This window comes from Streptomyces sp. NPDC107500 (assembly GCF_055582785.1).
Genome location: NZ_JBVJPF010000002.1, coordinates 553,764 through 565,974 on the forward strand (window position 1 = coordinate 553,764; position 12,211 = coordinate 565,974).

The 12,211-nt window shown below is 70.1% G+C and carries 12 protein-coding genes; 6 read left to right on the forward strand and 6 right to left on the reverse strand.

Going from position 1 to position 12,211, the window contains the following annotated elements; all coding sequences use genetic code 11:
* Positions 1 to 87: 87 nt before the first annotated feature.
* The gene (gene alc / locus ACZ67M_RS08535) at positions 88 to 1,218 is read right to left on the reverse strand and encodes an allantoicase (RefSeq protein WP_361358268.1); all 1,131 of its coding nucleotides are present in this window, start codon (positions 1,216 to 1,218) and stop codon (positions 88 to 90) included.
* Positions 1,219 to 1,280: 62 nt separating this feature from the next.
* Entirely contained in the window at positions 1,281 to 2,618 is a 1,338-nt protein-coding gene (allB, locus tag ACZ67M_RS08540) for an allantoinase AllB (RefSeq protein ID WP_361358265.1), read from the reverse strand.
* Positions 2,619 to 2,854: 236 nt separating this feature from the next.
* Between allB and allR the strand changes: the two genes are divergently transcribed.
* Positions 2,855 to 3,658, forward strand: coding sequence for an allantoin degradation transcriptional regulator AllR (allR, locus tag ACZ67M_RS08545; protein WP_469850130.1), 804 nt, complete (start codon positions 2,855 to 2,857; stop codon positions 3,656 to 3,658).
* 16 nt (positions 3,659 to 3,674) lie between these two features.
* Here allR and ACZ67M_RS08550 read toward each other — a convergent pair whose 3' ends face one another.
* Positions 3,675 to 3,974: a DUF5955 family protein gene (locus ACZ67M_RS08550; protein ID WP_361358847.1), complete on the reverse strand. Its 300-nt coding sequence runs from the start codon at positions 3,972 to 3,974 to the stop codon at positions 3,675 to 3,677.
* Between the two features lie 169 nt (positions 3,975 to 4,143).
* On the opposite strand from ACZ67M_RS08550, the gene ACZ67M_RS08555 reads away from it, so the two are divergent.
* A complete protein-coding gene (locus tag ACZ67M_RS08555) occupies positions 4,144 to 4,743 on the forward strand; it encodes a nucleotidyltransferase family protein (protein ID WP_361358260.1) in 600 nt (199 codons plus the stop codon).
* A gap of 184 nt (positions 4,744 to 4,927) precedes the next feature.
* Entirely contained in the window at positions 4,928 to 6,550 is a 1,623-nt protein-coding gene (gene aceB / locus ACZ67M_RS08560) for a malate synthase A (RefSeq protein ID WP_469850132.1), read from the forward strand.
* Between the two features lie 64 nt (positions 6,551 to 6,614).
* On the opposite strand, the gene ACZ67M_RS08565 is transcribed toward aceB, so the two are convergent.
* Entirely contained in the window at positions 6,615 to 7,544 is a 930-nt protein-coding gene (locus ACZ67M_RS08565; RefSeq protein WP_469850133.1) for a HipA family kinase, read from the reverse strand.
* Positions 7,545 to 7,807: 263 nt separating this feature from the next.
* Here ACZ67M_RS08565 and ACZ67M_RS08570 point away from each other — a divergent pair, with 263 nt between their 5' ends.
* Together ACZ67M_RS08570 and ACZ67M_RS08575 are read left to right on the forward strand one after the other, a co-directional pair.
* Positions 7,808 to 8,221 carry a MerR family transcriptional regulator gene (locus ACZ67M_RS08570; RefSeq protein ID WP_469850134.1) on the forward strand — a complete coding sequence of 138 codons (414 nt, stop codon included), beginning with the start codon at positions 7,808 to 7,810 and terminating at the stop codon, positions 8,219 to 8,221.
* 50 nt (positions 8,222 to 8,271) lie between these two features.
* Positions 8,272 to 9,285 carry an NAD-dependent epimerase/dehydratase family protein gene (locus ACZ67M_RS08575; RefSeq protein ID WP_469850136.1) on the forward strand — a complete coding sequence of 338 codons (1,014 nt, stop codon included), beginning with the start codon at positions 8,272 to 8,274 and terminating at the stop codon, positions 9,283 to 9,285.
* A 53-nt stretch (positions 9,286 to 9,338) separates the two neighbouring features.
* Here the strand turns inward: ACZ67M_RS08575 and ACZ67M_RS08580 are convergent, their stop codons facing one another.
* Positions 9,339 to 10,160: a hypothetical protein gene (locus ACZ67M_RS08580; protein ID WP_392100972.1), complete on the reverse strand. Its 822-nt coding sequence runs from the start codon at positions 10,158 to 10,160 to the stop codon at positions 9,339 to 9,341.
* A 273-nt stretch (positions 10,161 to 10,433) separates the two neighbouring features.
* On the opposite strand from ACZ67M_RS08580, the gene ACZ67M_RS08585 reads away from it, so the two are divergent.
* Positions 10,434 to 11,066, forward strand: coding sequence for an SMI1/KNR4 family protein (locus ACZ67M_RS08585; RefSeq protein WP_469850137.1), 633 nt, complete (start codon positions 10,434 to 10,436; stop codon positions 11,064 to 11,066).
* A 138-nt stretch (positions 11,067 to 11,204) separates the two neighbouring features.
* On the opposite strand, the gene ACZ67M_RS08590 is transcribed toward ACZ67M_RS08585, so the two are convergent.
* Positions 11,205 to 12,179 carry a nucleotidyltransferase domain-containing protein gene (locus tag ACZ67M_RS08590; protein WP_469850138.1) on the reverse strand — a complete coding sequence of 325 codons (975 nt, stop codon included), beginning with the start codon at positions 12,177 to 12,179 and terminating at the stop codon, positions 11,205 to 11,207.
* Positions 12,180 to 12,211: the final 32 nt, after the last annotated feature.

The following is a 12,211-nucleotide window of genomic DNA, read 5'->3' on the forward strand; positions in this document are numbered from 1 at the left end:
CGCGGATGCGGACGCGGGGGAACGCACGCGCGGGGCGCACCGGTGCTGTCCGGCCGGGCGCCCCGCGCGTGGGTGTGAAGGGCGGGGTCAGCCGCCGAGCTCCTGGTGGCGGGCGGCCAGGTGGGCCGCGCCGTCCTCGGTGAGGGAGCCGAACAGGCGCAGGCGGGAGATGCCGCCGTCGGGGAAGATGTCCACGCGCGCGTGCGTGCCGACGGCCGGCTCCGGCAGGACGAAGCGGTGGTTGGTGTCGGGCTGGAGGCGGGTGCGGGGCAGGATCTCGCGCCACTCCCCGCCCTCGCCGTCCCGCACGGACACCGAGGCCCAGCCGGCCGAGTTGCCCTTCAGGTAGGCCGTGTCGATCTCGATCGCGCGGATCTGGGAGCGGTCCACGAGCCGATAGCTGATCCAGTCGTTGCCCTGGTCGCGGCGGCGGCGGGTCTCCCAGCCGTCGTCCATCTTGCGGGAGCGGCCCGGCTGGATGGTGTTGGTGGCCGGCGAGTAGAAGAGGTTGGAGGCGTCCTCGGCCTGTCCGCCGTTCTCCAGGGCGACCACGTCGAAGGTGCCGAGGGCGGTGAGCCAGGCCGGGTCGGGCAGGACCTCGCCGTACACCCGAAGACGGGCGATGCCGCCGTCGGGGTGCTGCTTGAGGCGCAGGTGGGTGAAGCGCTGCTCGGCCGAGACCGCGAAGCCGTTGGCGGCGTGCCCGCCGACGGGGGTGCGCGGGACGAGGGTCGTCCACTTGACGTCCCCGGCGAGCAGTTCCTCCGCCGACGGGGAGCCCTCGACGGTGGCGCCCTCGACGGAGACCGCCTGCGGGTAGTTGCCGCGGAAGTGGGCCGTGTCGACGACGATGCCGCGGATCACGCCGGGCGCGCCGAGCCGGACCAGCGCCCAGTCGTGGTCGTCCTCGGTGGGCCAGGGGTGCTCGGCGGAGGCGCCGCGCCGCCGCCGGGTCTCCCAGCCGTCCATGACCTTGCCCTTGTGCCCGAAGTGCTCGGGGTCGAACTCGGCGGGCTCCGGCACCAGCAGGTTCTCGCGCTGGGCGAAGAACTCGTCGTTGGCGGCGACGACACCGGCGCCCAGTCGCCGGTCGGCGAGGTTCGCGAGATGGGTGAACGGGAGGTCGGCCGTGCGGTAGTCCGCGTACGGGTCACCGCCTCCGTAGGGGTTCGCGTCGCCGGTGAAGCTGGCCAACTGGGAGTTCTGCTGGGCCGTCACGGTGATCAGGTGTTCCTCTCGGGGTCGTTCGGGGTGGTCTGGGTTCAGGGGGTCCGGACGTCTCAGGTCCGGGTGAGGAGCTGTCCCTTCGGGTCGGTGAACGCGCCGTCCGCCAGGACGCGCTCTCCGCGCAGCCAGGTGGACTTCACGACGCCGTACAGGGTCTTGCCCGCGTACGCGGTGACGCGGTTGCGGTGCTGGAGGGCGGCCGGATCGACGGTGAAGGTCTCGTCGGGGGCGAGGACGGCGAAGTCGGCGTCGTGGCCGGCCGCGATGGCACCCTTGCGCCCGTCGAGACCCACCTGGCGCGCCGTCTGCGCCGACATCCAGCGCACGATGTCCTCCAGGCCGAGACCGCGCTCGCGGGCCTTGGTCCACATCGCGGGCAGGCTCAGCTGGAGCCCGGCGATGCCACCCCAGGCGGTGGCGAAGTCGTCGGTCTTGAGGTCGGCGGTGGACGGCGAGTGGTCGGTGACCACGCAGTCGACGGTGCCGTCCACGAGGGCCTGCCAGAGCAGGTCCTGGTTGGCGGCCTCGCGGATCGGCGGGCAGCACTTGAACTCGCTGGCGCCGTCCGGCACTTCCTCGGCGGTGAGCGTGAGGTAGTGCGGGCAGGTCTCGACCGTCACCTGCACGCCGTCGGCGCGGGCCTGCGCGATCAGCGGCAGGGCGTCACTGGAGGAGAGGTGGAGGATGTGCACGCGGGCGTTGAACCGCTTGGCCTGCGCGAGCAGCGTGGCGATCGCGGTGTCCTCGGCGTCGCGCGGGCGGCTGGCGAGGAAGTGGCTGTACTTCGGACCGCCCTGCTGCGGGGCCGCGGCCAGGTGGTGCGGGTCCTCGGCGTGCACGATGAGCAGGCCGTCGAAGGCGGCGATCTCCGCCAGCGACCGGGCGAGCTGCTCCTGGTCGAGGTGGGGGAACTCGTCGACCCCGGACGGCGACAGGAACGCCTTGAAGCCGAAGACCCCGGCCTCGTGCAGCGGGCGCAGGTCCTTGACGTTGTCGGGCAGGGCGCCGCCCCAGAAGCCGACGTCGATGTGGGCCTTGGCGGCCGCGACCTCGCGCTTGATACGCAGGTGGTCGACCGTCGTGGTCGGCGGGATGGAGTTGAGCGGCATGTCCACGAGGGTGGTGATGCCGCCGGCCGCCGCCGCGCGGGTGGCGGTCCAGAAGCCCTCCCACTCGGTGCGCCCCGGGTCGTTCACGTGCACGTGGGTGTCGACCAGGCCGGGCAGGACGACGTGGTCGCCGACGTCCTCCAGGCGGGCGCCCTCCGGGACGGGGGCGTCGTACGGGAGGACGGCGGTGATCTTCTCTCCGGTCACCGCGATCGACGCGGCGCGTGTCCCCTCGGGAGTGACGACGCGCGTCGAGCGCAGCACCAGTTCAGCCTGCGACACCCGAACCCCTCTCTTCCCTGCACTGTGTTTCAACGTTCTGTTGAAGGAGTCTTCACTCCCCGCCGGACCCCGTCAAGAGGCACCCTTTGTGGAGGCATGCCCAGTACCTAGCCCTGGACGTTTCCACAAAGCGGAATTAGAATTCCAGCAAGCAGAACGTAGCTACGTACAAGCCGGTAGTCAACCGGCCGCCGGGTACGCTTCTTTCCTCCCGCCAGCCCCGAAAGGAACGTGCCGTGCCGACGTCCAGCGCCAGCACCACCGACTCCGCCAGGTCCGCCACAGGCGGCGTCCAGTCCCTGGAGCGCGCCTTCGACCTGCTCGAACGGATGGCGGACGCGGGCGGCGAGGTCGGCCTGAGCGAGCTGTCGGCCAGCAGCGGCCTGCCGCTGCCGACCATCCACCGCCTGATGCGCACCCTCGTGGCCTGCGGATACGTCCGTCAGCAGCCCAACCGCCGGTACGCGCTCGGCCCCCGCCTGATCCGCCTGGGCGAGTCCGCCTCCCGGCTGCTCGGCACCTGGGCCCGCCCGCACCTGGCGCGCCTGGTCGAGGAGACGGGCGAGACGGCGAACATGGCACTGCTCGACGGTGACGAGATCGTGTACGTCGCCCAGGTGCCGTCCAAGCACTCGATGCGCATGTTCACCGAGGTCGGCCGGCGCGTCCTGCCGCACTCCACCGGCGTGGGCAAGGCGCTGCTCGCGGACTTCCCGGCGGACGAGGTGCGCGCCCTGCTGGGCCGCACGGGCATGCCGGCCGCGACCGACAAGACGATCACCACGCCGGACGGGTTCATCGCGGCGCTGGCGGACGTGCGCCGTCAGGGATACGCGATCGACGACAACGAGCAGGAGATCGGCGTGCGCTGCCTGGCCGTCTCCGTGCCGGACTCCCCCACCGCGGCGGCCATCTCGATCTCCGGCCCGGCGGGCCGCGTCACCGAGGCCGCGACCGACCGGATCGTGCCCCTGCTCCAGCAGGTGGCGGCGGAACTGTCGGAGGCACTGCTGATGTCGAACGGCAACCCGACGGCCTGAAGCCGCCCGACCCGCCCTAGGGCCCCTCGCCGCGCGGCGGCGGGTCCCCGAAGAGTTCCACGGCGTGCCGGACCTCCGTCAGCCCCGGCGACAGGGCGCTGACGGAGCCGATCGCGGCCGCTATCAGCAGCAGGGAGCGGCGCAGCCGAGGCGCCTCGGGGATCCCGTGCCCCGCCATCGCGGCGAGATCGGCCAGCTCGTCCTCGGCGATCGCCCGGTCCGGGAAGTCGGCGGGCAACAGGGCCAGTTGGCGGCGCAACCGGGACACCGCGGCCCTCAGTTCCGTCACCCTCACGTCCTCGTCGCCGACGGTCACTCGCCTCTGCCCCAAGCTCCGCAACGCAGCCCTCCCCCTCGAACCCCGTCGTGCGCGGGCCAGTAAACGCCACGCCGCACGGCGCCCGCCACCACGCGGACCGAATTTCAGTCTCCGGCAACCCCGCGCACGCCCGGACGTTTGGCGGGCCGTCAGGTATGCAGGAACCATGACGGATGACGAAGACCAGGTAGCGGGGCTGCTGCTGGCCGCCGGGGGCGGCCGGCGGCTCGGCGGACGCCCCAAGGCACTGCTCGAACACCGTGGACACCCACTCGTCGAACACGCGGTCGCCGTGCTCCGCGCGGCCGGCTGCACCCGCGTGCACGTCGTCCTCGGAGCGCGCGCGGCGGACGTACGCGACCGGGCGGATCTCGCGGGCTGCGTACTCGTGGACAACCCGGAGTGGGAGCGGGGCATGGGGTCCTCGCTGCGGACCGGGCTCGACTCGCTCACCGGGACGGGGGCACGGGCGGCCCTGGTCTCCCTGGTGGACCAGCCCGGCATCGGCGCGGAGGCGATGGCCCGGGTGCGCGCCGGATACCGGGACGAGACGTCGCTCGTGTCGGCGGCGTACGCGGGGGTGCGCGGGCACCCCGTCCTGCTCGGCGCCGCGCACTGGGCGGGGGTCGCGGCGACTGCCACCGGGGACCGGGGGGCACGCGCCTACCTGAGGGAACACGAGGCCGAGATCGCGCTCGTGGAGTGCGCGGACGTGGCGCGGCCGTACGACATCGACACCGAGGCGGACCTGGTCCACCTTGAGTGAAGGGCGTGGCACCGAGCGCCACCTTTCCTCGAACCGGAGAATCTCGACGTCAACAAACCATTGAAGTTCCACGATGAGGAAACTAGTATCCACTGACCAGAAGCACTCGACCGCACAGCGAGTGCGTAATGCCCCATACGCGCCCTCTGGCACCCGGTGCCACCGCTGAAGGAAGTGACAGCTCATGTCCGCACCAGCGCCGTCCCCGCTGGCCATCGTCGACGCCGAGCCCCTGCCCCGGCAGGAGGAGGTCCTCACCGATGCGGCGCTCGCCTTCGTGGCCGAGCTGCACCGGCGGTTCACGCCCCGGCGTGACGAGCTCCTCGCCCGCCGTGCGGAGCGCCGCGCCTCGATCGCCCGCACCTCCACGCTCGACTTCCTCCCGGAGACCGCCGCCATTCGCGCGGACGACTCCTGGAAGGTGGCCCCCGCTCCGGCCGCGCTTCAGGACCGCCGGGTCGAGATCACCGGTCCGACCGACCGCAAGATGACCATCAACGCCCTCAACTCGGGCGCGAAGGTCTGGCTCGCGGACTTCGAGGACGCCTCCGCGCCGACCTGGGAGAACGTCGTCGGCGGCCAGCTCAACCTCACCGCCGCCTACCACCGCGCCATCGACTTCACCGACGAGCGCACCGGCAAGTCGTACGCGCTGCGCCCGGACGCGGAGCTGGCGACGGTCGTCATGCGCCCGCGCGGCTGGCACCTCGACGAGCGCCACCTCCAGGTCGACGGCCGTCCGGTGCCGGGCGCGCTGGTCGACTTCGGCCTGTACTTCTTCCACAACGCCCAGCGCCTGCTGGACCTCGGCAAGGGCCCGTACTTCTACCTGCCCAAGACGGAGTCGCACCTGGAGGCCCGCCTCTGGAACGAGGTGTTCGTCTTCGCGCAGGACTACGTCGGCATCCCGCAGGGCACCGTCCGCGCCACCGTCCTGATCGAGACGATCACGGCCGCGTACGAGATGGAGGAGATCCTCTACGAACTGCGCGACCACGCCTCGGGGCTGAACGCGGGCCGCTGGGACTACCTGTTCTCCATCGTGAAGAACTTCCGTGACGGCGGTGCCAAGTTCGTCCTTCCGGACCGCAACGCGGTCACGATGACCGCCCCGTTCATGCGCGCGTACACCGAACTACTCGTGCGCACCTGCCACAAGCGCGGCGCGCACGCGATCGGCGGCATGGCGGCGTTCATCCCGTCCCGCCGGGACGCCGAGGTCAACAAGGTGGCCTTCGAGAAGGTCCGCGCCGACAAGGACCGCGAGGCCGGCGACGGCTTCGACGGCTCCTGGGTCGCCCACCCCGACCTGGTCCCGATCGCCATGGAGTCCTTCGACAAGGTCATGGGCGACCGGCCCAACCAGAAGGACCGGCTGCGCGAGGACGTCGACGTCAAGGCGGCCGACCTGATCGCGATCGACTCCCTGGACGCCAAGCCGACGTACGCGGGCCTGGTCAACGCGGTGCAGGTCGGCATCCGCTACATCGAGGCCTGGCTGCGCGGTCTCGGCGCGGTCGCCATCTTCAACCTGATGGAGGACGCGGCCACCGCCGAGATCTCCCGCTCGCAGATCTGGCAGTGGATCAACGCGGAGGTCGTCCTCGACAACGGCGAGCAGGTCACCGCCGAGCTGGCCCGCAAGGTCGCCGCCGAGGAACTGGCGAACATCCGCGCGGAGATCGGCGACGATGCCTTCTCGGGCGGCAACTGGCAGCAGGCCCACGACCTGCTCCTGACGGTCTCGCTCGACGAGGACTACGCCGACTTCCTGACGCTGCCGGCGTACGAGCAGCTCAAGGGCTGACGCCCGGCGTACGTGACCGACCCGCGCCCCCGGTACCGCACAGCACCGGGGGCGCGGTCGTGTCTCAGTCCAGGTGGGCGGACCAGTCCCGTTCGGCGGCCGGCCTGCCGTGCAGGTCGGGGACGCGCTTGAGCCAGTCCGGGCGCCCCCGCTCGGTCCGGGCGGCGCGGGCGGCGTTCTCGGCGGCCAGCTCGTCGCGGCCCGGGAAGTCGGTGGGCAGCCACCGCGCGGACGCCCGTACGCGCGCGTGCAGGTAGCCGACGTAGGCGGAGCGCACCTCGTCCGGTGTGCCGAAGCCCGCCTCGGGGGTCAGCCAGGCGTCCGGCACCCGGCTCACCACGTCGCGCAGCAGTTCCTCCGTCACCTTCGGGGCCAGTTCGGCGTCGGCGGCCGGGACGTCGGGCGCGTGGTGGCCGAGGGCGTGGTGGCGGAAGTCGTACGCCTTCTCCGGGGCGGAGGTGTCCCAGCGGTGGTGGAAGACGAGCGCGGCGCCGTGGTCGATCAGCCACAGGCGCGGGGGTGCGACACCGAGGGTGGGCCAGACCATCAGGTTGGAGCTGTGCACCGTGCGGTCCACGTTCACGGTGAGGGCGTCCAGCCAGACGATCCGTCCGGCCTCCCGCGCGTCCACGGGGAACGTGCTGGCCAGCTCCGGCGTGAGGTCGGCGCCGCCCGACAGGTAGTCCATGCCGAGGTTGAGTCCGGCACTGGCGTCGAGCAGGTCGCGCACCTCCTGGTGCGGTTCGTGCTCGGCGATCGCCGGGTCGAAGTGCGCGAGGACGAGTTCGGGGACTCGGAGGCCCAGCTCCCGGGCCAGTTCACCGACGATCACCTCGGCGACCAGGGCCTTGTGCCCCTGCGCGGAGCCGGTGAACTTCAGGACGTAGGTGCCGAGGTCGTCGGCCTCGACGACACCGGGGACGGAGCCACCGGATCGCAGGGGTTCGATGTAGCGGGTCACGGCGACATCTCTCAACGACTTCGAATCTCTCATCGCCTACTGACCTTGCATCCCTTGGTCGCCTACCTCCGGTACGGGGTGAGCATAGTAACCAGGCGCCATCCGCTCGTGTCCGGAGCGGGGAAGCAGGTCTGGTGGCTTCGGCACGACCTGCCCTGGCACGGACTCTTCGTGCCGGCTGCGGTTGCGCCCAGGTCGTGGGCGAGCGAGCTTGACTTCAAGCGCTTGAAGTACCGGAGGCTGTGGACATGGCAGGAGCGACCAGGGGACGTGGCAGGGATCTGACCATCCAGGAGATGGCGCAACGATCCGGCTTCAGCGAACCCACGCTGCGCTATTACGAGAAGATCGGCCTGCTGGGAGAAGTGGCCCGGGACGCATCGAGCGGGCATCGCCGATATGAGCCCGCGACCGTGGAACGCGTCGAGGCGCTGTCGTGCCTGCGCTCGGCGGGGATGACGGTCAGCGGGATGCGCCGCTACCTGGACCTGCTGGCCCAGGGCGATTCCGCCGCCGCCGAGCAGCGGGAGCTGTTCTCCACGCAGGCGCAGAAACTGGCCGCCGACATCGAACAACTGCAACTGCGCCTGACGTATCTGCGCCGGAAGGCCGACCTGTGGGACGCCCGTGTGCGCGGGGACCTGGGCGCCGAGCGGCAGGCGGTCGACGGCGTCGTACGCGTCATGGACCAATTCATGCTGAGGGACTGAGCACATTGAGCACAGCGGATTCCACCGTCTCTTCGTCGCATCGGGAGACGGTGCTCGTCACGGGTGGCACCGGGTTCGTCGGCAGCCACTCGGTCGTCCGGCTGGTACGTGAGGGATACCGGACCCGGGTGACGGTCCGGGAGCCCGGGCAGCGGGAGAGCGTAGTGGCCGCGCTCCGGCAGGCCGGGGCCGACCCGGCGGGTCGGCTGGAGTTCGCCGTCGCCGACCTCGCCGCCGACCGCGGCTGGCGCAAGGCCATGGAGGGGGTCGGCCACGTACTGCACCACGCGTCGCCCTTTCCGGCCACCCCGCCCGAGACGGAGGACGAGGTCGTCCTCCCCGCCCGCGACGGTGCGTTGCGCGTCATCTCCGCGGCCCGCGATGCGGGCGTCCCGCGGGTCGTGATGACGTCCTCCTACGCGGCGGTCGGTTACACCGTCAAGCCCGACAACCACTATTCGGAGGCCGACTGGACCGATCCGGGCACCGAGGGCCTGCCCGCCTATCACAAGTCGAAGGTGCTGGCCGAGCGTGCGGCCTGGGACTACGTGCGTGCCCGTGGGGGCATCGAGCTGACCGTCATCAACCCCACCGGCATCTTCGGCCCCCAACTGGGCGACCGGCCGTCCGCCTCTCTCGGCCTGGTCAAGCGCATGCTGGCCGGGCAGATGCCAGTGGTGCCGATCATGTACTTCGGCGTCGTCGACGTGCGCGACGTCGTGGATCTGCACCTGCGTGCCATGGTGCACCCGAAGGCCGCGGGCGAGCGTTTCCTCGCGGTGGGCGGACCATCGGTGAGCCTGTTCGGCATGGCGCGGATCCTGCGCGAGCAGTTTCCCGCGGCGGCCGATCTCCTGCCCTCCGTGGAACTCACGGTCGAGCAGGTGCGCGAAGCGGCGAAGACCACGCCTGCCCTGCGGGACGCCGCAGCCCTGCACGGCCGCATCCCTGTGATCAGCAATGAGAAGGCCCGGTCGGTACTGGGCTGGGAGCCCCGCAACGTCCGCGAGACGATCGTGGCCACCGCGGACAGCCAGATCCGGCTGGGCCTCGACCTGCCCTGACCGGCGAGCGACGCGGGCTCCCATCGCCTGAGTGCAGTTGCCGTGGGCGTCGCCTACCCGACCATGAAAGAGGTAGTCGTACTGGCCCCGTACCGGCTCAACACGTCCTGTGCCGCGACCTCCAGTGTCTCGAACGTGCGAGACGGCGGGGTGAACGCGATGGTCGCCGAGGAACCGGAGACGTGTGTCCACGTGGCGTCGGTCCTGAATTTGTACCGGTAGCCGATGACCAGGGAATCTCCCTCCGCGGGGGCGAAGGTGAAGGTCCCCGGGATGCCCGCGCCGCCCCGGGCAGTGCAGTCGTTGGAGGTGCACTCGGTGTAGGGCCCGCCGTAGATGATCCTGGGGGCCAGCGGGGCCGTCGGATCCACCGTGAAGTAGCAGAACGCGGTGGCGGCCGAGACCGTGTACTGACTGCCCGCATAGGAGCGGGTGGCTGCGTTCATACGGTAGAGGGTGTCCGGGGAGAGAGTCGTCGCCAGAGTGGCGGTGACAACCGTGCCGTCATCGACGAAGCCCGTGGAGGGCGCCAGTGTGGCAGTCACTGGTGTCCATGAGCCGTCCGCGTTTCGGCTGTCGACGGTGAAGTCGGCCCGTAGGTTCGCCGTTTGGGAGTCGTCGGTCTGGCCGTGGACACGGGCGGTCAGCCGCGGCTGCGGGCTGCCGACGGTGCCCGCAGCGGATTCGTCCTCGGCGCAGCCGACACCGCTGCCCCCTGCGATGCCCTGTTCGGTCGGCGTGGCGGGCGAGTTGGGCTCGTCCGCGTGCGCCATGCCGAACGGCGTCAGGGCAAGCAGGCATGCTGCCGCCAAGGCCCCCAGACGGCTCTTCAGGTGCCACTTGGGCAGCACGGATCTGCGGTAGCCGTTGTTCATGTACATCCCCACCCTCAGCATCACCGCATGCGAATGCGCAAGCGAATGTGTATGCGAATTCACGGATCGTACGCACATTCGCCTGCAGGTTCCATGCAGTTAGGTCCGCCAAGTGCGACCGGAAGGCGTCGACGCGTCCGGCCGTAGGGCTCCGCGGATGACGCGGTGGCTGGAGTGTCCGCGTGGTTTTGGACCTGGCCATCGACGACAACGGATGGTCACCAGTCAACTGCAGGGGCAACGCACCCTTCCACTCAGCACTAGGTTGGTGGGATGAGCGATCAACGGAACGTAGAAGCGGCCTGGAGTCGCCTTACGGCCTGGCTGACGGCGAACGCCCCGGTCTCCAGGTCGTCGTTGCTGCCTGGTGTCCCGGAATCGATCATCGAGACGGCTGACGCGGCGCTCAGGCAGCACCTGGGATTTCCGCTTCCTGCCGAGCTGGCCGCGTTGTGGCGGATATGCGGTGGAGTGGAGCACCAGGAGCTCGAGGATGACGAAGAGGGCGAGGTCCGCTCGGGGGCGTTCCTGCCCGGTGGAGTGATCATGTCCCCGGTGGATGCGCTGAGGCCTCGGTTGCCGGACCATACCGGCACTGACTTGTGGGGTGGTGCCCCGGTGGTGCCGTGGCTGACCATCGACGAGGCAGGGGCTGAATCCGGGCACTGGGTGGGTGACATCGGCGTGGGTCAGTGGTCGTCGGACGGCTTGATCGGTGTTGGGCAGAAGGCCGCGTATCCGTCGATCGCCGCCTACCTGGATGCGGTGTACCGCACACTGACCGGCGGTCCGGCCGACGCGATGGGCCCGGGTGCGCCGGGTGTGGTGTGGGGGTGCTTGATCTGGGAGAGGCATGAAGCGCCGCTGCTGGACGAAGCGTTGCCGCACTGGACACCCGTCCACTGATTCCGCCGCCGGACCTGGGGGCACAGCAGGGCCCTTACGGGTTACTCATGGTGCAGATCACCTCCGGGGTGGAGGTACTGCATCCGTTGAACCAGGTCCGCGTACTGTCAGGGTTGACCCAGTACTCGTCCTGGTCCTCTAGTGGGTGTCGGGTTGTCGCTTGCCGGTCGATGCTTCCCGTCTTTGAGGGGAAGGGAGTGCCATGATCTGCTCGATCGCGGGCCCCAGGAAGGTGAGTGTGAGGTCGGCTCGGCGGGCGGCCCATTGATCCGTGGCTCGGCTGTGGTTCCCGTAGCGGCGCTGCCTGATGTCGTCCACGACCTCCCGCGGAGCTCCCATTTCGGTGAGGACGTCGAGAGCCTCGGCCTTGGTGATCAGCTTGCCGTCCCGCAACGTCACCATCGCTCTGGCCAGAGTCAGCAGGCCGAGGTCGACCCAGATGTCGCGGGTCCAACGCTCGGGGTGGTCGAGGGACGGTCGCCAGAAGCTTGCCATGTCACTGATGATGAAGTCAGCGACCTGTGCGTCGGTCACCGGTGGCAGGAGGGCTGACGGCGGTTGGCCGTACAGGACGAGCCCGAAGTCGTGCAGTTCACGCCTGGTGACCGGTGTGACCGCCCGGTGCATGAGTTCCTCGTGGGCCCAGGTGAGGTGCGAGCGCGCTGGATCATCCAGCTCCGTGGCAATGGGATAGCTGCAATGCAGCTTCGAGGCGAGGGGGATGGCACTTCCCAGGCTCTCGTGCACTTCCCCGAGCCGCTGTTCCTCCAGTGCTGTGCATGGTCGGTCGAGGACGGCGATCAGGTCGAGGTCGCTGCGGCCCGGCTGGTAGTCACCTCCGGCGAGTGACCCGTGCGCCCACACCGAAACCAGAGGCAGAACTGGCCGGACGACACTGACGAAGTGGTCGATCAGCTGGTCGGTGGCTTCATCTGTCATATGGACAGTTTGTGTCACGCGTAGGGACGGTGGTCGTGAAACGGAGGTCTGGAGAGCGGCGGCGATGGTGGAGTCCAGGGGGGTGGTGCCGGCGTGTTCGTGGCCGAACCGCCCCTGAGGGACCCGTCGAAGCAGGCAGGCGGGCACGACGCGCCGGCGCTCCTCGAACGGCACGTTAGGTTAGGCTAAGCTAAACAGAACGAGGG

Excerpts from the sequence above, each read along its gene's own strand:
- ACZ67M_RS08555 (WP_361358260.1), top strand. The coding sequence starts at position 4,144 with ATGACGGATGACGAAGACCAGGTAGCGGGGCTGCTGCTGGCCGCCGGG.
- aceB (WP_469850132.1), top strand. The coding sequence starts at position 4,928 with ATGTCCGCACCAGCGCCGTCCCCGCTGGCCATCGTCGACGCCGAGCCC.
- ACZ67M_RS08565 (WP_469850133.1), bottom strand. The coding sequence starts at position 7,544 with ATGAGAGATTCGAAGTCGTTGAGAGATGTCGCCGTGACCCGCTACATC.
- ACZ67M_RS08570 (WP_469850134.1), top strand. The coding sequence starts at position 7,808 with ATGGCGCAACGATCCGGCTTCAGCGAACCCACGCTGCGCTATTACGAG.
- ACZ67M_RS08580 (WP_392100972.1), bottom strand. The coding sequence starts at position 10,160 with ATGAACAACGGCTACCGCAGATCCGTGCTGCCCAAGTGGCACCTGAAG.
- ACZ67M_RS08585 (WP_469850137.1), top strand. The coding sequence starts at position 10,434 with ATGAGCGATCAACGGAACGTAGAAGCGGCCTGGAGTCGCCTTACGGCC.